Genomic DNA, 19,908 nt, shown 5'->3' with positions numbered 1-19,908 from the left:
TTAGCTAGCTAGCAATGCGATGAATTGATTACTACGCTCGAAGAATTCTTCAAAACTATCAGCGAATATTTGTGTCTCATTCAACGCAGATTCTTTCATTACCGCAGAAAGCACCAGTGTATCGTCCACTAAATTAAGCGCAGGTTGACCCGGTTGGAAATTACGTGGGGGATATTCAACAATCATCTTCAATAATGCATGGCTGGCTGAATCAAAGCGCGCTGCGTTATAATCTGCAAGATGACACCAAATAATCAATTCATCACCAGAAAGGTCAATATTAATCGCGGGAAAATCATTCATTTCTAATTGAATATTTGAGTGGCAATCTAATTGTGGATTAATTAAATCACTGCGACCCATTGAGCTTAAAAATTGGTTTAATGCATCTACAAAACGATATTTCATATTAAAGTTCCTTATATTGTCTTAATAATATTAACCTTCACCATTTCAGAGACCTCATTAAATGAAAGAACCTCTAATTCAGGGAAGCGTCCTTCTAAGATTTTTTTCACAAAACGGCGGATATCAACAGGGACTAACACATTGACATCACGAATGGATAAATAACTATTTTCCAGTGCAGCTTCAGCCGCTTGAATTAATTCATTAGTTTTCTCAGGCTCTAAATGTAGATAGACCCCCCCTGAAGATTGGCGAATACCTTGGCGAATAGTATCTTCAAATATTGAGTTGACCATAAGTACATTTAAGCGCCCTTCAACCGCAAAGCGGGAGGAAATATAACGTGCCATCGAGGTTCTGACGTGCTCCACTAACATCAAACCATCTTTTTCTTTTGGCGCCCATTGCACCAATGTTTCAATGATCAGTTTCATATTACGCACTGAAATCTTCTCCATTAATAAACGCTGGAAAACTTCAGTAACTTTCTGTACTGTCGAATGTCGATAACACTCTTTTAGTAATTCAGGATACTTAGCTTCTAAATCATCAAGAAGATTTTTAGTTTCTTGGATCCCAAAAAACTCATTAATATGACGTAATAGCAAAGTACTTATACAATCAATCATTTCAGAAATATCATCTCGAGACATCAAACCCAGCTGCTCAACTTGTTCTAAATCATTTTGATTAAACCAAGAGCTGATTGCGCCATATTCATCAGTGAAAGATGTCAGTGATATACCTAAATATTCCAATTCGTCACTCATGGTTAATAAACGATAGTGACCAAAACAAATATCATATTCACCCGCTTTAACTTCATTAATCAAAATAATGATTTTGTTTTCAGGAACAATTGGTGAATAGTTAATCGCAATATCAGGGATCCGATAACCATAACGAATAAATACATCCTTTTTCATTCGTGATAAAAAGCTTTTTTCTTCAAGTTGCTTTTTATACTGCTGATTGACTGAAATAATAATCGGCAATGTTTCTGGAATATATTCTTGTTCCACATTGTTATTTTCCCGCTGAGTTTCCCCTTCCGTCACCTCTGAATCTACACTGACTGTTTCACTAATCGCTTGCTGTTTTTTCTCTTTACGCACTTTCAAAAAACGCACTAAAAATAGTGTCGATAACAGTGCTGCTAGAAAAATAAAGATGGATGTTGGGAAACCCGGAAGAAAGCCCATCGATAATACAATCAATGCGGTAATGAGAATGGTAAAATCATTGGCAAATAATTCAGAAACAATATTTTGTCCTAAATTCTTATCATTACCACCGACTCGGGTCACAATAAAACCTGCACTGATTGAGATCAACAGCGCTGGGATCTGAGCAACTAAACCATCACCTATCGTCAATAATGTGAAAGTATTTAGCGCAGTAGACATATCCATGTCTTGTTGTGCTACGCCAACAGAAATACCACCAATCAAGTTCACAAATATAATGACGATACCCGCGATAGCATCCCCTTTAATAAACTTCATTGCACCATCAAATGAACCGAATAACTGACTCTCTTTTTCTAAATCACCACGTCGTTCTTTAACCATTGCCTCATCAATCACCCCTGCACGTAAATCAGCGTCGATACTCATCTGCTTACCCGGCATGGCATCAAGGGAAAATCGTGCAGCAACTTCAGCAATACGCTCTGAGCCTTTAGTGATAACAATAAATTGCACAATAGTGACAATGGCAAATACCACCATACCCACCACTAAATTATCTTGAATAACAAATTCACCAAATGTGGCAATAATGTCCCCTGCGTCGGCTTCTATCAGAATCAATCGACTGGTACTAATAGATAATGCCAAACGAAATAAAGTACTAATGAGTAAAATTGAAGGGAATGATTGAAAATTAAGGATCCGTGTTATATAGAAAGAGCTCATAAATATCAGCACGGAAATCATAATATTCAGGCCAATTAAAAAATCGACCAAGATAGTAGGTAATGGAATGACTAACATGGCAATCACCAATACCATAATTACTAATACCATCAGTTCTGGACGGCTACGCATAGCTAAAAGAAACCCAGTAAATTTATTCATGCGTTTTATTCCTCATGCCGTAAATTTTTACGCATCATCAATTCTTCTTTTGCCATCACATAATCCATATAAATTTTTAGTTGTTGTATTAGCTGATCACGCGCTTCTAACGAAGGGAAAATAGCTACAGGTATTGTTCCAAATGCAAGAATTAATAATTGCAAAAAGCGCGCACGTAGATCAGTACTCATCGCACTGAGATACGATGAAATAAATACGAGTAAGACTTCTTCGAAATTAGCTGGCGTACGAATTCCATGAGTAAATAGCTGACTAATTTTTTTTTCAAACTCAGGAGCAATTAATTGACTGTGCTGACGAAACAGCCCTGATTGGAGGAATTGCTGAATAAATACCTGATCCAATGCCTGTAGTTCGCGTAAACGCCCAACCCGAATAAAATAGCTACCAAACTCACTAATATTAATATCGCCTAATGGTAATGCCTGTAAATCGCAAGCTAATGCCCGGCTCAAGTAACGTGTAATCGCCTCTCGCTCTTGGCTTTCCATTTCTTCTACCCATTGTTCATACAGATAAACCACAGGGCCATCGTAGCTAAGGAATTCACGGTATAACATGCGTAAATTACCTGCTGATTGCTTTATTTTTTGCGCAAATGCCTTAGCAACTAAAGCAATATTTACACCGGCTTGCGTTTTTCTATCCGTATCCTCCGCTTTCAGTTGCTCTTCTAATTTTTTGAGCTGCTCAAGTTGTTCTTTCTTTAATTTGCCTCGATTAATTAATGCAGCAAGTGCCATCAAAAGATCGCTGGGATCAGTAAAAAAACGTAGCAAAAAAGCACGTAACTCTTTTGGGGTCATAAATTGACGGTTAAGGGCACCTTCAACATGAAGAATAGTTTCGTCTGCATGTTCATCGAGAATGCGTTCCGCAAATTGCATCCAATCTTCAGTGTCACTTTGTTTCGAACCACTACGTTTAACATGACTTGCTGCCAACATCGACATCGATGCATACTCACCCGAGCTGTCAATCACGCCTTGACCACGTGATACTTCATCCGAATCGTCACTCGTTTTTGATGAACGACTTTTTTCCTGAGTGTTGCTCATGACACGGGAACCAAAGCCCATCGGTGCTATTGCCATGATTGCCCCATATAGGTTTGTAAAAATTGTACCGTACCGTGTAGTTGGCTATTTTGTTCTTTAATACGAACATTTTCAGAGAATTGCCGTCCATCCCATACTTCGTTTTCATCCAATAAACGCGGCTGGATCAAAAATAGACGTACCATTTTTTGCTTATTAACGGAGGTATGACTAAATAATCCACCAATGAATGGAATATCTCCCAATAGTGGGATATGGCTTTCATTTTCAACGACCTGCTCGCGAGTATAACCACCTATCAGCAAACTACTGTCTTTAGCAATACGAGCAACGGTGTTAATGGTAGTACGATTGACCGATGGAATGCCTTCCACATTCGATACTTCACCACTTTTTGATTGTTTTTCTGCACCGTCCTCAATATTAACCTCCATCTCAACGTGGCTTCCCGAAGAGATGCGCGGCATCACACTTATCATGGTTCCATATGTCACCTGCTCTAGCGTAGCAATGCGTTCACCTTGCAACTTTGCATAAAAACTGGTGTTGTTATCAAACAGTGCGGGAATATTTTCTTGAGTTAAGATCACTGGGCGCGAAACAATATGGCCATTACCACTTTTACTCAATGCATCAACACGCAGTAAAAAGTCAGTACTATTCGATAACGTACTGCGATTAAAAGAAAAGGCGGTGTTGCCTGTGTTAATTGTTCCCACTTCCCAATTCACACCTAAGTTATCGAGTTCACTGCGGGTGATATCGATGATCCATAATGAAAGCTCTACTTGGCGACGGCGAGAATCTAAAGTTCTAACCAACTGGCGAACATAACGAATTTGTTCAGGAGAGCCCTTAACAATTAAACTATTACTATCTGGATGAGCTACGATTGAAAAAGGCACATTAGAACTCGTTGATGGATTAAATGTGGATGAAGTTTCTTCTATCGGAGCATCCATCAAGGCATCAATTTCATCACCAGTATTCTCTTTCACTGATGATGCAGGTGTAATTTTCTGTGTAGGTACAATACCTGTCGGGGTGTTCTTAAATAAATCATTGATCACCGTTAACATCCCTGGAACAGTGATATTATTTCCTCTTAATATATAGCTTCTATCAGTGACAGACGCGTATTTCACTGGGATCACTGCTAGCTCTCCCCCTGACAATGACTCTTGCTTCACTTGTTCATCGAGGTACATAACTGCGGCTTTAATCAGCTCAACATACAAAGGTGGGCCGGATACAAACAGTAGGTTATTTCCCCCTTGAACACGAACAGGGAAACGTTGATCATAAATACCGTTTTTTTTGATGTAATTAAGTACTTGTTGGCTAGTTGTATTATTCATTGGAATAATACCGCTACGCATTTCGCTATTGTCATAAACATAAATCGCCGCCCCATCGTCATACCATACGAGTGCAATTCGACGAGTTAAGGCTTTAAACATTTCATCGGCGTTGGCTAGGTTAAAATTCCCCGTGATACGCTTTTGAGTCGCCAGTTTACTTAAGATAATCGGTTTATTGAGCCGTTCAGCGATAGCATCGAACACCTTACCTACCGCAACATTATTCGCGACAAACGTTTCTTGGCTGATTTCCTGTTGAACAGGCTCAGCTGTGATGATTTCAGCTTGCGCGGAAATCATATTCATCCCCAGTAAAAAGAATGAAAGCAAAATCATTCCATTTCTTTTACTTCTCATATAATTTGACTCCAAGGTGCCTAATATCTGAAGGTGTTAGGCCTAATTCATTCTTAATATCATTAGTAAAATGCGAAGCAGAACAATAGCCCGCCTCTAGCCCAACATCTAATATTGAATCATCACTTTCAATTAACTTTAAAATTGCTGAAGCCATACGAACGCTCATTATTTTTCTTTTTGCTGTTTTATTAAAGTTTTCTCTATACAATTGCCTAAAATAAGACGCTGACACACCATACTTTTTACATAAATCATTAATATTGGCATTTTTATCTTTCTCTGCGGCAGAAAGTAAAAATCGCATAATGCCATAAGCCTCATAACGTCTTAATATATTACACCATGTATTGAATTGAGATTGCTGCTGTATAATTAAGTCAATAACCAAATTTTTTATTGGTAGATCAGGAGAAAGACTACCTGATATTTTAATTATCTTATGATTAGGTAATTCTAATTCCTCGTTTTTTGAAAGAAATGATTGCCCCATTGCCGTATCAATAACTGCAAGAATTTCGACAACTTCTGAAAGTGCAATAGCGTAAATAGACCATGTTTTGTTATCAACAAAATCAAGTTCTGGCAAAGAACAGATAAATAAAGATTTCTCTGTGATTTCTATTACACACTCAGTACTAGAAGAATTAAATCTTAGTATATCCGCATTAACATTAGGTACGGCAAGTACTAAGTTATCTTGCAAAGAAAGATTACATCCTTTGGCCTCAAGCAATGCATTAATATTTGTATCTTTCATAATATTTCTGCTTTATCTATTTAGGATCATTCCATAGCGCTAACATGGCTTAAAATGCATCAATCTACAAAGGAATAATCTGGAATAACTCACACCTTATAGCTTAAATAATCAGTCAGAATGATTAAGATAAATTCTGCTGACGAAAATTAACCAATACGTTTTACTATTGCCAATTTCTAGTCATCGGAATTTACTTTATGAAAAGTACAACTAGCCGCATCTGTATAATGAAAATCGCTAGCGGCTCTATGAACGGGCAGGAGCTAATGCTCACTGCCGATGAACATATGATTGTCATTGATCCAAACGTAGAGTATCGAGCAGAGGTCGATGAGAAAGGCTTCACGACTTATTATATTCCAAGTAACTCAAATCATTATGAATTGGCAATTCAATCAAATAATATAGATGGGAGTAATGACTCAAACGCGACATTTAGCTTATATATTAATGATGGCATAAAATCATTTAAAACGCCGATTGTCTATCAAGAACTTATGTTAACAGATTCATTTCCTATTGTATTTAAACAATTGGATACCCCTTGGGAGTTAACCCTAACTGATTCAAAAACAACAGATGTTTTTATTGAAAAAGAACAGAAAAATAAATTAATAAATACCACTTCAAAATGGAATTTTATTTTTTTAGCTTTATTTGTTTTTCTTCTATTTTTTATAATCTATGCAATGAAAGTGTACTCCACGAATACTACAGTAAAAAAAATCAATACTATTGAAAGTATTTTACAGGGCAGTCACCATCCAATCGTTGTCACTTTAAATAAGAAGGGTGAAGCATTAATCCTTGTGCAAACACAACGAGAGGTAGATTGGGGTATCCAGCGATTATACAAAGAAAAATACCAAGAAAAATACACGATTAAACGAATTGATATTCTTGAAAAAGAGATCGAAAACAAACTTTTAGACTATATTCCAAGTATTCTAAAAATCGATTTATCTAACCCTTGTCAACCCATTATTCGTAAAATAAAAGAACAAGCTTTATCCAAAGATGAAACCATTATTAATGAAGTTATGCATGACTATTTAGGTTGTTATAAAAATAGCGAATTCGTAACGATTAAACTTAATGAATTACTCTCAGAGGCTGAAGTAGGCTTAGCCGAAAGCCATGTTCCATGGAAAAAAATCAGAAAAGATCAATCAATTATTTATCTCATTCAAGGAAGTTTAAATGACAAACAAACTTCCTCTATCATTCAATTGGCTAATCAATTTTCCAATAAATGGGGAAACAAGCACGTTCAGTTTTCTATTTCTTTAGCCACCAATCAATTGGCAGGGAAATCGTTTATCAGCAATAACCAAGGTTATATTATTTTAGATAATAACACTTGGTTATTTAATCCAAATGTTATTAATTAATGAGGTCTAATATGGCAGGTATAACTTTTGATGTTTCAACATTAGAAACTCCGGTAGCTAAGGATGCTACTGATTCAACCAATGAACTCGGCATGATGTACCGCAGTAGTGCATCTGTCAGTAAACGCGCCAAAGATCTTGGTGATCAACTTGCACTGTTAACTAAAGGTGAAGATGCAGACGGTAAGAAACTTGAAGTTGATAACCCACTGGTACTTGCTCGAATTACTGCCGCCAGTGGTAACTACAATATGGCAAGGCAGCTACAAAGTAACTTAATGAAGTCAATTAAAGATACCGCTTCGGCAATTATTCGTAACGTGTAATTTATCAATAGAGCATCCTTCACCGATTTGTTGATGCTCTACTTTTAAGGTTTTAAGGAACTTATTCTCATGCAACCAATTAATTCCGCTTTGTCAGTACCAACGCTATTAAGTCAGTTACCTGATAATACGTCATCTCAATCTATTGAAGACAAAGTAAAATCACTCTTTGCCCAATATACCGCGCAAGTACAACAGACTAAAGAAGAACTTTTCCAACAAGCGAATACCATCGATATCAGTAATCCGATGGAAGTCATGCAAATGCAAAATGCCATTGCACAATACAGTTTGGGGCTAAATTTAGTTTCTACATTAACTCATAAAACCACCGGTGCCCTTGATACATTATTAAAAGCTCAATAAGCCATGAATATATTGAAAAAACTGTTATTGATTGGGTTTATCGGGCTATTAGTCGGTTGTGATAACCAATTACTACTCAGTCATCTTAGCCAACGACAAAGTAATGAAGTTCTTGCTGTACTACAAGAACACGGCGTTGAAGCTTCGCGTAAACAAGATAATAAGCAAGGTGATTCAATCAAAGTCTCCCCACAAGATTTTGTGATTGCTGTTGATTTATTACGTCAATACAACTTACCGTCAAAGGAGCCCATTGAAATTATTCAGGCATTTCCGGGTGACTCTCTAGTCGCCTCACCGCAAGCCGAGCGAACAAGATTACTATCGTTGATCGAACAACGGTTAGAACAATCGCTACTCACGATCCCTGATGTGGTTAATGCACGTGTTCACGTTAGTTACCCATTAAATGGTAATACCCCTACCAAACAAGTACAAAAAGTCTCTAGTTTAGTGACTTATTCAGGTAATGAAGAGCCGAAGCTGATGATGAACAAAATTAAATTGTTTCTCACCAGCAGCTTTGCTGAAACCAATTATGATAATGTTTCTGTCGTTATAGTGAGTCGGCCTCCCCTTCAACATCAAATTCGCAGTGAACCTGAATCCTCTATTAATCCAATTTGGATAGCAATCCTTTCATTGGCAGGGGCAAGTACGATAGGTTTATCATTCTTTTTTTGGCGTCGGCAGAAATCAAATAATCTATTGGAAAATCAAAAAAATAAAATAGAAACTGAGGTAAAAGCAGATGAGTCAGCACAATAGTCTTCAACCTCTTTTACAGTCGGATATTTTTTTAGCACCTGGAAGCTATTTTCATACTGAATATAGCAATATTTACTACCATGAATTACCCAAGGCGTTACAAAAACTCCACAACCAACGATTGATCCGTCAATACTCCTTATCATGGCCAAACGATAAGACTTTACTATTGCCAGCCAGTATCGCCCATGCATGGTGTAAACTTGGCAAAGTTGCTCTTGGATTAGGCATTATTTTACATAAAGCCCCTTTGCCTTGGTGGGGAGAGTTGGCTATTTATTCGGATTTACGTGAACGATTTAGTGATCCTCTGTGGCAAATTAATCATTCAAAAACGCCGACTCCCCAAACATTACTTGCACTCGGCGCTGAACAACTTTTCGCTTACATAACGCCTTTTGGAAGGGAATATACCAAAAGGCTAAAATATATGTTTAGCGCAGCTGTTTTGCAGCTCATCCCATCATCAACCCAAACGATATTACCTTGGAATATCGTTGAAGAAACGTGCCATTATGTCAGAAAAAATATTGCCTGATATCCAACAGACTGCGCTTGAAAAAGTTTTAATTAAACACGAGGCATTAAATGCACTCAGCTATGCCAAGCGTATTGAAGAACAAGCGCGAAAATACGCAACTGAAAGTTACCAACAAGCTCAAAATGAGGCAAAAGCGATTAATCAAATCGCCTATCAACAAGGTTATCGTGATGGTTTAAAACAATTACTAACTGATATGATTGAAAGTCTCAATCACAGTGAAAAACGTTATCAGCAAAAACGTCAGCAGAGCCAAGAATTACTCCTACAACAACTTACTAGCCTCTTCCATGACCCACACTTACAAGAAATTATTGCTAACCATATGATTAAACAAGAAAAAGAGGGCAATCAAGTCATATTCTATTTACCTGAAGAACTACAAAAGAAATTGCGTCATGATAATAGTCATCTGAAATACCGGACAAGTCCTGATGGCGATATCGCCTTAGAAACCAATAATAAAATTACTCATTTCTCTCCAACAATTGCAGCACAGTATGTATTGCCGAATATTTTATCTATTCCAAGTCGCTGCCAGCTCCTCGCGGAACAAAAATCCGCATATCAAAATATGCTTAACTTATGTAACAAAGGGAATGGCGATGATAACACCACTAACGATTAATACTTTAATAACCCCGTCAAATATTGGAAAAACTGTTAATAATAACAATCTTAGCCTCGCTCAAAAAGTGGGTAAAGCATGGCAAGCAAAATCAATACCATCCACAAAGATCATCAATAAAAGTATACCAAATAATAGTTTAACCGAAATAGAGCTTACAGAAGTGAATAAATTATTAACGCAGTTAAAAGTCAATGACTCAAATGGTGATACGAGTAGTGAAAACCATCGCGATAATTTTTTAATTATTTATAAAAAGCTCATAAACATATCAAAAAAAGAACAAATAGCATTTATTACCAATGTACAAAAAGTATTAAACATACCCAACTCCTATGATAATCAAGAGTTATTATCAAACACATTCAAACGAGCTATTTATCGTTACAATGCCATAGCCCTAATGAATCAACCGTTGGTTAATCAAATGAATGACCAAATCAACAGTATTAGCCTCGAAGGAAATGATGAAGAAGAGGAATATAAATTTTACTAGCTCTATTATTTATATACATTTTAATAAAAACTTCCAGTTCTAAAAAATCCCGCCTAAAACCTATAGACTTAACATTTTTATTTAGTTAAGTCTTGCCTCAATATTTGTTTTGTAAAACATAAAAAATAAGCATGTGAATTTGATATATATAAAACAGATAAAAAAGATATATTAATTCACCTAAAAAAAACAAGATGAATTTATTAAAAATCGTCTTTTTTTTATAAATATCTTATCGAGTGTTGTTTTTTTATATTGAACCACGTAATTATGAAGGGTAGGATGTATATAATTAATTTTCGATGAGAACTATATTTATGGGATGCATAATGAATAATACAGATCAAAACGAACACGAGCCATTAATCATTTTATCGGATCATGTTGTTTATGACCCACTAAAACGTACTCTATCTCGTGGAAAAAAAATCATTAATCTTTCAGAAAACGAGTCTTGCTTATTAAAATTATTACTAACAAAAACAAGTAGTAAACGCGAGGTTATGTATGAAATTTGGGAAAAGCGAGGAACCATTGTAACCGAAAGTAGCTATTACAAGCTCGTTAGGCAACTAAGATTGTCTTTTAAAAAGATAGAGTTGGATGAAAACCTCATCATGACGCTTCCAAGGATTGGAATTCTTTACACTGGGACTAAATTAGAAGCTAAAAACGCATACTCAAATAGTGAAAAAAAGAATATTTATTCTTATATGAAATGTTTCTTTAATAAGCTAATTAGTAGAACTGTAATTTGAAAAATAAAGAGTAAAATAATGAAATTAGTTATTATAAATCAAAGAGTAATATTATCTCTATGTTTATTGATGTTAACAAGCTATTTATCAGGCTGCTCAAACTATTCTATCGCTCGTCAAAATAGCAATAATACGCTTCAATTCGTCGGTCATATTTATTCTAAAGCAATTGATATTCCTAGTGAATCAATTATTACTCTTTCTCTCACCTCCATGCGAGCAGAAGGAGATATAAAACCTCACAATCTTGACTACACATTTATGAATCAAGAGGCTCGACGTACTGCAGAGTTTAAAATAAGAGTACCTAAGAATTTCGATGAAACAACAGAGCAATTAGGGCTCAGTGCTAGAGTAGAAAAAAACAATGAATTACTAATGATGAGCGATAAAATCATTCCTTTATCGAAGAAAAGTTCGGATAACATCGTACTGACTGTGAATCCAAACTAATATAGGCTTTCCAACCTCTTATTTCTTTGAATAGGAAATAATAACAAAGATATTATTCATCCAACCAATAAGCAACATTAGGAATTCCTAACAAATCCTGACTATTCATAATTAAATCATAATATAAAAAAGTAAAATCATTAACAGACATCTAAATACCACCGTATAGAAATATCAATGGTAACGCTATTGCTCATCTGAATAAAAGTAGGCAAGCGATAGACTCATTGTATCTTTTATTCAAACCAATTTTGTTTTATCCGGAGTTGTGCAATGAACACTGACACACATACGATACTTCCCAAACGACTTAAATTAGTTGCTTGGTTAAATATTGCAATTCAAGTAAGCTTTCCTATCGTTTCTGTATTTACACCTATTATTTCCAGTAGCCAAGATAATATTCGATTTTTAAAAAAAGAAAATGCATTAATTGACAGACAAACTCAAACTTATACGTTATCAGAAGGCGAAAACATACTTTACGTCGCCAAAAAATATAATATGAGTGTTGATGCGTTACGCGAATTAAATCAATTCCGTACCTTTGCCCATGGTTTTGACAAATTACAAGCAGGCGATGAATTAGATGTTCCAATGGCGGCTCTTCCTACTATTGAATGGCACGCTAAAACCGAACCCGAAACATCCCAAAACAACCAAGAACAACATATTGCTAATCTTGCTTCACAAGCTGGCCAATTCCTATCTAACAATCCAAATAAAGACACGGCGGTAGCCCTTGCTCGTGGTATGGCAAGTGCTGCTGCCAATAACTATTTACAACAATGGGTTAATCATATAGGTAACTCACGCATTCAGTTAGATATTGATGAACACTTTGCTCTACAAAATAGCCAAGCTGATTTATTAGTGCCACTCTATGATAAAAAAGAGAAATTACTGTTTACTCAAGGTAGCCTACACCGTACCGATGAACGAACTCAGACCAATCTTGGATTAGGAATACGTTGGTTCCAACCTGATTACATGTTAGGTGCAAACAGTTTCCTTGATTATGATTTATCACGTAATCATTCACGTATCGGATTCGGCGTTGAATATCGCCGCGATTACCTCAAATTAGCAGCTAACAGCTACCATCGTTTATCCAATTGGCAAGACTCAAAAGACTTAGAGGATTATCAAGAACGTACCGCAAATGGTTGGGATATTCGCAGTGAAGCGTGGTTACCAAGCTATCCGCATGTTGGTGCAAAACTAAGCTATGAACAATATTATGGTGATGAAGTAGGATTGTTTGGATCTGATAAGCGAGGGACTAATCCACAAGCGGTTACCGCGGGTCTCAGTTATACCCCCTTTCCATTATTCACCATTAATGCAGAACAGCGCCAAGGTACATCAGGTGAACATGATTCACGTATTGGTTTACAGGTGAATTACCAATTGGGTACTGCATGGCAGCAACAAATCAATCCTGATAATGTCTCAGCATTAAGAACATTACAAGGTAGCCGCTACGATTTTGTTGATCGTAACAATAATATTGTACTTGAATACCGTAAAAAAGAGGTTATCAGCCTGTCGATTAACAGCCCAATCACAGGTTACGCAGGAGAAGAAAAGCCGTTAACTTTCACGGTGAACAGTAAATATGGTTTAGATCATATTGAGTGGTCAGCGCCACAACTGATCGGCGCTAATGGCCAGCTGATTGATAATAAAAAAGGTGAATACCGTGTCCGTTTACCTGACTATCAATATAATAAAAAAGCGGTTAATAGTTATATCATTAATGCCGTCGCCATTGATAAAAAAGGCAATCGCTCAGCCAATACCACGCTTCAAGTTACCGTTAATCAAGCGGCTATCTACCCAGCAAATACGCAAGTATCTCCCACTAAATTTAGCTTAGCGGCAAACGGTAAAGCCCAGCAAAAAATCACCTTTATAATTAAAGATAAAAACAACCAATTAGTTGATGTTGCAACCAATGAAATTAGCTTAAAAATCACATCGATTAGGCCAAAACGTATCCGTGAACTTATGAGAAAATCGACTTCCTCACCGGTCACTCTATCTGAAGTTACGCGTATCGAATCAGGGAAATATAGTGTCATGGTTACTGCGGGCAAAAATCCTGAGCAAGTCACCTTAACCCCAGTGGTACGTAATACACTGTTAACCCCTATTGATGTCACTTTAACGGCGGATAGCCAAACGCCGCATTTGACACAAATTACTGTGAGTAAAAATAATTCAGTTGCCAATGGTAAGGATGAAAATCATGTGATACTCGTCCTTAAAGATGCTCAAAATCACTTACTTATTGGTCATCCTGTTAAATTTACGGCGACCAATAAAGCAAAAGTTCCTAGCCAACAAGAAACCAATGAGCAAGGTGAAATTTCAGTTCCTATAACTAGCACCACCGCAGGCGAAGCCGTTTTAAGTATTCATTATGGTAATGCAGCGCCTAAAACCGTGGCAATGAACTTCACCGCAGATAGCACAACCGCTAAAGTCGCTATCAAAGAGGGAGTCACAATAGCCCCTGACAAATCAGTAGCAGATGGAACAACAACGAAAAAAATCACCATTAAAGTGACCGATGCGCATAATAATGCAGTCCCTAATGTCTCCGTTCAGCTAAAAACCAATAATGGCCAATTTGCGAATGGTAAACCCGTTGATAATGCGCTTATCACCAATAATAACGGGATTGCTCAGACGACACTAACTAGCAAAATAGCAGGCTTAGCAGATATTACTGTCACTGTGAATGGCAAGACATATACCCAAAAAACCCTTTTTACCAGCGATACAACATCTGCGCGGATCAAGTTAAAAGTCACCTCACCAACACTCGCGGTTGCAAATGGTAAGCAACCTATTGAGGTCATGGCAATATTAACAGATAGTAATCATAACCCATTACCTAATACAGCAGTCACGTGGCTTGCTGATCCAGCCAGTGGAGTGACATTCGACTCACAAACCAAAACCGATAACCAAGGGAAAACAGTCTTACTTGTTACCAGTACGTTTGCTGGCGACATTAAACTTACGGCAAAAACAGCTAATGCAACAGATCAATCGCTAACCGTCACGTTCTCTGTTGATAAATCAACAGCAAAAATTGATACGGCGAATCTGAAAATCACCCCGCCTAATGTGATTGCGGATGGAAAATCACAAAAAACTATCACCGCAACGGTGAGTGATGCACATGGCAATATTGTTCCTAAGGTTAATGTTCTGTTCACCACAACAGGAAGTGGTCAATTTGTTGGAAGCAAAACAGATAAATCGACTATCGCTCAAACAGAAAAGAATGGTACCGCCACGGTTAAATTAACGAATACAAAAGCAGAAATAATCACTGTTTCCGCTAACGTTAACGGTAATACGGTTGATCAGGTCACCGCATTCTTAGCCGATATGACTAGCCCGAAAATCACCAAACTTCAAGCTAAAAACAATCATGCTGTCGCTGATGGTAATGCAGCAATTACCTTTGAAGCCTATGTAAAAGACACACACGGAAACCCTATTGAAAATGCCATTATAAACTGGTCTTCAGATCACAATGAACGAGATGTTCGAATGACTAATACCGTCACAAAGACGGATAAACAAGGGATTGCAACCACGGCAGTCAAAAGCTTTAAAGCCGCAGACATTATTGTTTCAGCGAGTGTGACAGGCAAAAAAACACCTGCGAACCCTGTGACGTTTATTGCCGATAAAACAACGGCTCAACTTGCACCATTTGATACTTTACCGACAACAATAATCGCTAATGGTACAGAAAAAGTTGCCATAAAAACCCGAGTCACTGACCAGAACGGTAACCCAGTTAACGGTATTGATGTCAATTTCAGCGCCAATAATAAAGCTAAAATGTTTCCTCAAACAGTAACATCCGATAAAGATGGCTATGTTAAAAGTGACCTCACTACAAATAATATTGCTGACAAAATAACTATTACAGCGAATATTAATCACAAAACAGCGATTACAAGCACAATTACATCAATTGCAGATATCAAAACAGCCACCATCAAGCTACAACCGGTGTCAGCAAAAATACCAGCCAGTAATTTAGGTGTTACGAGCGGTATTAAACTCAAAGCTATCGTGAAAGATGCAAAAGGCCATCTATTAGAAGGCATCCCTGTTATCTGGTCGACCGATTTTAATCAATTTGACAATGATACTACCCAAACCAATGCTCAGGGAGAAACGTCAGTTACCTTATATGGCACTAAAGCGGGAAAAACGGGAGTTACCGCTAGTTTACTGAATAAGGCATCATCCAAAGAAGAGGTGACCTTTACTGCTGGAGCCGCCAATGACACCAACAGTTCACTGCAAATGTCTCAGGATAGCATTTTAGCGAATGGCTTAAATATATCGATGGCACGACTCACATTGAAAGATATGTGGGGCAACCCTGTAACGGGTCAAACTATCAAATGGTCACGGTCGAATAGCGAAGTCTCCATTAAAGATAAAGGTGAAATAGGCTCTAGTGGAGTTTATCAAGCGGAAGTTACCAGCAATAAGGCCGGTATTCACCCTATCTCTGCGACGATTAATGGCATTACTAAACAAGAAAAAATAGGTGCTATCGCAGATATATCAACTGCAATGATTGAGTCCATCAATATCGATGGCAGTAATACTGCGGCTGCAAACGGTAGCGCGAAAATCAAAGTTGTTGTGAAAATAAAAGATACTGCCACGAATCCCGTACAAGATGCCATCATTGGCTGGAATACAACGCTAGGTAAACTTTCTTCACCAACCAGCAAAGCCGATCGTAACGGTGAAGCAGAGATCATATTAACCAGTACTGAAGCAGGCAAAGCAATAGTAACAGCTCAAATAGGCGGTTCAAAACAAACGATTAGTAGTCTAGAGTTTACTGCTGGGACAGTTTCAGCTAAAAAATCAACCGCCACTCTCTCAGCGAGCATGATCAATGCAGGTTCAGGAGAAACCCTATTAACGGTAGAAGCAAAAGATGAGCAAGGTAATCCATTAACTAATCTAGCAAGAAAGATCCAACCTTCTGTTCCCGCTGGATTGATTACCATTAAATCTGCATTTAAAGAAACCAAACTTGGCACATATGAAGCGAAGTTGAGTGCAACTGCCGCCAAAACGACTCAATTAAGCATTCAAATTGATGGTCGTAAAATCAATGAAGAACCTACGTTAACTATCCAGCCTGACAGCAAAACAGCGCAAGTGAAAGGGCAAATCAAGGTGAGCTCTACATCCGCTGTGGCTGGAAAAGACGTCACTTACTCACTTGAATTAGAAGATAAGTATGGCAACCCATTAAAAGCGGGTGAAGTGATTTTTTGGAGTGCTAATGATGGTACTCATCTATCAAATAACCAAACACTGACTGACGCAAATGGCAAGAGCCATATCAGCGTGGTTCGTTCAAATGTAGGTGATGCCAACGTCGTTATTAAACTAGGTTCTAATGCAGGTTATCGCAAAGATGCTCCTGTAGTGAGCTTTACTCAAGCGGAAATTGATACAACAAAATCAACCGTAAGATTAGCAAAATCGACCATTAATGCAGGTGAAGAAACCCTATTAACGGTGACGCTTAAAGATAAATATGGCAACTTACTGAATAACTTAGCTAGTGATATTCACGTAAATAGTACTCACCCCAACATTTTGATCACGCCGGCAGCAGCAAAATCTACTGGCATTTATGAAATGAAGGTAACATCGAACAAACTCACTACCGCTGAAATCTCTGTTAACGTTTTAGGCAATGCGCTGGTAGAGAAGGAAAATATTACCGTCAAAGGGGATCCGAACAGCTGGAAAATCAGTAAAGTTGAGCCAAATAACACTATACTAAAAGCGGGAGATAAGACTGGCGTGACCTATTCCGCCACAGTAGTTGATCAATTTGACAATATTTTGCCTTATGTCACCGTTTCTTGGCATATCGATGGTAAAGTCGAAAAATATGATTTCGCCACCACGACGAATGCATCGGGTGTTGCAGAGGTTACGGTCACCAGTAATACGATTGGTGAATTGGTGATGACCGCCACACTCACAAAAGGAAATTCACTAACAGCCAATAAAGTGACTGTAATACAAGGTGATATGAATGCAACAAACTCCATCTTAACCAGCGATAAAAAAGAGATCGGCGCTGATAGTACAGAAATAATGACACTCACCGTAAAGGCTGTTGATGATTTTAATAACCCTATCATAGGGGGCAAAGTCACTATTGAGAGCAATAGCCCGAATTTTATGATTGGTTCACCACTCATTGATAATAACGATGGTAGTTACCAAACAACCGCAACTTCAAATAAACAAGGTATTTATACACTCACGGCAAAAGTGAATGGCAAACCATTAAGCAAAACCTTAATGGTAAAATCAGGGGCTGCTAATCCAGTACTGCGTTTTGATAATACACAAAGAAGCTTAGTTTATTCATCAACCGTAGATAGAGGCCAAATATTAAAAGGTTTGCCAACTGGCGCGATAGCGACATGGGAAAGTAGTAATACGAGTATCGCAACGGTTAATAGTGACGGTGCCGTTAAATTACTGAAAGCGGGTAATGTCAAAATTACGGCACGCATTCAAGGTAACGGAGTCTATAATTCAGCGCAAGCAAGCTATGAATTAAATATTGATAAAGCCGATCCTCAGTTACAAATACCTAATAGGGTAATTAATGAAACATGGGGTGATAGCAGAGGCACAGTAGCCCGAGCCGTCTTTAACAACCCAGATACTAATAGCGCTAAACCAGCCATAACCTTTTCAATTGATAATACCAATATTGCAACTATAGATAAAAATAATGGTGTGATTACTCAGAAGAAACCAAACTCAAAAACTGCAACAATTACAGTTGAATCAGAAGAAACGGAGCAATTTAAAGCCGCTAAACAACAAATTTTCTATCAACTAGGGAAAAGCCGTTTTACTGTTGCCTTCTCAAATAGCATTGAGAAAATGACAGATAATATTCATACATTTAATTTACAAAAGACAACACAAAAAATTCCTAATTATGCCGATATTGTTTGGACTTCAGGTAATGAAAGTGCAATTAAATTAAAACCAAATGGTTCTATTGAACGTTTGCAAGCGGGTCAAGCAAGTTTAACTATGAAGGTTAACTCGAATGATTATTTTGAGGAAAGTAGTCACTCATATACCGCAAAAATTTATACCAAACCTAATGTTACAATTAATAGTATCGATTACGGCAACAACGGTGATAACGTAACTCATGCTGATAAATGGGCACCTGTTTATACTGATGATAAAGTTAAAGTTTCATGGAGTAGCAAAAGTAATTCTGAATTCGACAAAGCTAAAAAAGTTATTATTAACTTTAAAGTAGATGGTTCTACAAAATACTCACAAACCTATGATAAATTCACAGGTAATATAGTAACAGAGTTCTCACCAAATAAAGAATATATAAATAAAAAACTTAACATTGAATTCATTGCAGAAAGTGATACTGATTTTAATATACCTAGAAAGGAAGTTTCAATTGTACCTATTCTGGGAACTGCACCCGCGGATATAGGAACAATAAAAACAACAACAGTCACTGGATATTTTAATCAAGGTGTCGTAGGTTTTCCAGAAGAAAGTAGATGTAAGAGTAATCACTTTGAGAATCAGCGTTATGCTATTATTTTCCCTGTGATAGAAATCAGCTACAATCATAAAGGTAAATCACTATTACAGGATATTTCTGTTGAAAGTACTATATATAGTAGTAAATATAGTGGCTCTTCTTCTCGCTCAAATGATATTCATTACCCTAAAATAGAGCAACCTGACGCTAATAATAAATATCAATATGCATGGAGTGAACTTAAAAAATATAAAGCTTATGAAATTAAAAATGATTGTTGGACTAGCCATAAAGGTAAAGGAAAAGTTGATACTACACTAGACTTCTTAGGTACCACGACTCATAAGGAGTTTGACTTTAGTTGGAGCGGAGATCCATAATTTAAAATCACTTCATAAGTAGGGAATATTAATTCCCTACTTATTTCTTATAGTAAACATTTAACGCGACCCTTATCACAATTTTGCAACATTCATTAGACAACCCAAACTTGGGTATGATAGAGATAATA

The 19,908-nt window shown here is 37.2% G+C and carries 15 protein-coding genes; 10 read left to right on the top strand and 5 right to left on the bottom strand.

The window, feature by feature from the left end; all coding sequences use genetic code 11:
• Genes JI723_RS00950 through JI723_RS00930 form a run of 5 tightly spaced genes read right to left on the bottom strand, consistent with a single transcriptional unit; the run spans window position 1 to window position 6,043 of the window.
• Window positions 1–408, bottom strand: a complete 408-nt coding sequence (locus JI723_RS00950) for an InvB/SpaK family type III secretion system chaperone (RefSeq protein WP_272580577.1) — start codon at window positions 406–408, stop codon at window positions 1–3.
• 11 nt (window positions 409–419) lie between these two features.
• The gene (locus JI723_RS00945) at window positions 420–2,486 is read right to left on the bottom strand and encodes an EscV/YscV/HrcV family type III secretion system export apparatus protein (RefSeq protein ID WP_337979715.1); all 2,067 of its coding nucleotides are present in this window, start codon (window positions 2,484–2,486) and stop codon (window positions 420–422) included.
• A gap of 5 nt (window positions 2,487–2,491) precedes the next feature.
• Window positions 2,492–3,601, bottom strand: a complete 1,110-nt coding sequence (gene sctW / locus JI723_RS00940; protein WP_272580579.1) for a type III secretion system gatekeeper subunit SctW — start codon at window positions 3,599–3,601, stop codon at window positions 2,492–2,494.
• Window positions 3,592–5,283, bottom strand: a complete 1,692-nt coding sequence (gene sctC, locus JI723_RS00935; protein WP_337979714.1) for a type III secretion system outer membrane ring subunit SctC — start codon at window positions 5,281–5,283, stop codon at window positions 3,592–3,594. The genes sctW and sctC overlap by 10 nt, the downstream gene beginning before the upstream one ends.
• Window positions 5,273–6,043, bottom strand: coding sequence for a helix-turn-helix domain-containing protein (locus JI723_RS00930; protein ID WP_272580581.1), 771 nt, complete (start codon window positions 6,041–6,043; stop codon window positions 5,273–5,275). The genes sctC and JI723_RS00930 overlap by 11 nt, the downstream gene beginning before the upstream one ends.
• 200 nt (window positions 6,044–6,243) lie before the next feature.
• On the opposite strand from JI723_RS00930, the gene JI723_RS00925 reads away from it, so the two are divergent.
• From JI723_RS00925 to JI723_RS00880, 10 genes are all read left to right on the top strand, one after another.
• The gene (locus JI723_RS00925) at window positions 6,244–7,437 is read left to right on the top strand and encodes a PrgH/EprH family type III secretion apparatus protein (protein WP_337979713.1); all 1,194 of its coding nucleotides are present in this window, start codon (window positions 6,244–6,246) and stop codon (window positions 7,435–7,437) included.
• Between the two features lie 11 nt (window positions 7,438–7,448).
• On the top strand, window positions 7,449–7,763 hold the full coding sequence (locus JI723_RS00920) for an EscF/YscF/HrpA family type III secretion system needle major subunit (protein WP_272580583.1): 315 nt from the start codon (window positions 7,449–7,451) through the stop codon (window positions 7,761–7,763).
• Between the two features lie 69 nt (window positions 7,764–7,832).
• Window positions 7,833–8,129 (top strand): type III secretion system inner rod subunit SctI, encoded by a 297-nt coding sequence (sctI, locus tag JI723_RS00915; protein ID WP_272580584.1) that lies wholly within the window; start codon window positions 7,833–7,835, stop codon window positions 8,127–8,129.
• Between the two features lie 3 nt (window positions 8,130–8,132).
• Window positions 8,133–8,897: a type III secretion system inner membrane ring lipoprotein SctJ gene (gene sctJ, locus JI723_RS00910; protein ID WP_319068659.1), complete on the top strand. Its 765-nt coding sequence runs from the start codon at window positions 8,133–8,135 to the stop codon at window positions 8,895–8,897.
• On the top strand, window positions 8,881–9,435 hold the full coding sequence (locus JI723_RS00905; RefSeq protein ID WP_272580586.1) for a hypothetical protein: 555 nt from the start codon (window positions 8,881–8,883) through the stop codon (window positions 9,433–9,435). The genes sctJ and JI723_RS00905 overlap by 17 nt, the downstream gene beginning before the upstream one ends.
• Window positions 9,413–10,066 carry a hypothetical protein gene (locus JI723_RS00900; protein WP_319068657.1) on the top strand — a complete coding sequence of 218 codons (654 nt, stop codon included), beginning with the start codon at window positions 9,413–9,415 and terminating at the stop codon, window positions 10,064–10,066. Before JI723_RS00905 ends, JI723_RS00900 begins: the two co-directional genes overlap by 23 nt.
• Window positions 10,044–10,562: a hypothetical protein gene (locus tag JI723_RS00895; protein WP_319068656.1), complete on the top strand. Its 519-nt coding sequence runs from the start codon at window positions 10,044–10,046 to the stop codon at window positions 10,560–10,562. Before JI723_RS00900 ends, JI723_RS00895 begins: the two co-directional genes overlap by 23 nt.
• A 329-nt stretch (window positions 10,563–10,891) precedes the next feature.
• A complete protein-coding gene (locus JI723_RS00890; RefSeq protein WP_272580589.1) occupies window positions 10,892–11,320 on the top strand; it encodes a winged helix-turn-helix domain-containing protein in 429 nt (142 codons plus the stop codon).
• A gap of 18 nt (window positions 11,321–11,338) precedes the next feature.
• Complete coding sequence (locus JI723_RS00885; RefSeq protein WP_337979712.1) at window positions 11,339–11,773, top strand: hypothetical protein; 435 nt, start codon at window positions 11,339–11,341, stop codon at window positions 11,771–11,773.
• A gap of 273 nt (window positions 11,774–12,046) precedes the next feature.
• Entirely contained in the window at window positions 12,047–19,777 is a 7,731-nt protein-coding gene (locus JI723_RS00880; protein WP_337979711.1) for an Ig-like domain-containing protein, read from the top strand.
• Window positions 19,778–19,908: the final 131 nt, after the last annotated feature.

The organism is Providencia manganoxydans (assembly GCF_016618195.1).
Lineage (GTDB): Bacteria > Pseudomonadota > Gammaproteobacteria > Enterobacterales > Enterobacteriaceae > Providencia > Providencia manganoxydans.
This window is presented reverse-complemented; position numbering and strand designations above follow the sequence as displayed.

Bases quoted from the DNA above. Each gene is read 5' to 3' on its own strand.
- JI723_RS00925 (WP_337979713.1), top strand. From the start codon at position 6,244: ATGAAAAGTACAACTAGCCGCATCTGTATAATGAAAATCGCTAGCGGC.
- sctC (WP_337979714.1), bottom strand. From the start codon at position 5,283: ATGAGAAGTAAAAGAAATGGAATGATTTTGCTTTCATTCTTTTTACTG.
- JI723_RS00920 (WP_272580583.1), top strand. From the start codon at position 7,449: ATGGCAGGTATAACTTTTGATGTTTCAACATTAGAAACTCCGGTAGCT.
- JI723_RS00880 (WP_337979711.1), top strand. From the start codon at position 12,047: ATGAACACTGACACACATACGATACTTCCCAAACGACTTAAATTAGTT.
- JI723_RS00900 (WP_319068657.1), top strand. From the start codon at position 9,413: ATGTCAGAAAAAATATTGCCTGATATCCAACAGACTGCGCTTGAAAAA.
- sctJ (WP_319068659.1), top strand. From the start codon at position 8,133: ATGAATATATTGAAAAAACTGTTATTGATTGGGTTTATCGGGCTATTA.
- JI723_RS00945 (WP_337979715.1), bottom strand. From the start codon at position 2,486: ATGAATAAATTTACTGGGTTTCTTTTAGCTATGCGTAGCCGTCCAGAA.
- JI723_RS00905 (WP_272580586.1), top strand. From the start codon at position 8,881: ATGAGTCAGCACAATAGTCTTCAACCTCTTTTACAGTCGGATATTTTT.
- JI723_RS00950 (WP_272580577.1), bottom strand. From the start codon at position 408: ATGAAATATCGTTTTGTAGATGCATTAAACCAATTTTTAAGCTCAATG.
- sctI (WP_272580584.1), top strand. From the start codon at position 7,833: ATGCAACCAATTAATTCCGCTTTGTCAGTACCAACGCTATTAAGTCAG.
- sctW (WP_272580579.1), bottom strand. From the start codon at position 3,601: ATGGCAATAGCACCGATGGGCTTTGGTTCCCGTGTCATGAGCAACACT.
- JI723_RS00895 (WP_319068656.1), top strand. From the start codon at position 10,044: ATGATAACACCACTAACGATTAATACTTTAATAACCCCGTCAAATATT.
- JI723_RS00890 (WP_272580589.1), top strand. From the start codon at position 10,892: ATGAATAATACAGATCAAAACGAACACGAGCCATTAATCATTTTATCG.
- JI723_RS00930 (WP_272580581.1), bottom strand. From the start codon at position 6,043: ATGAAAGATACAAATATTAATGCATTGCTTGAGGCCAAAGGATGTAAT.
- JI723_RS00885 (WP_337979712.1), top strand. From the start codon at position 11,339: ATGAAATTAGTTATTATAAATCAAAGAGTAATATTATCTCTATGTTTA.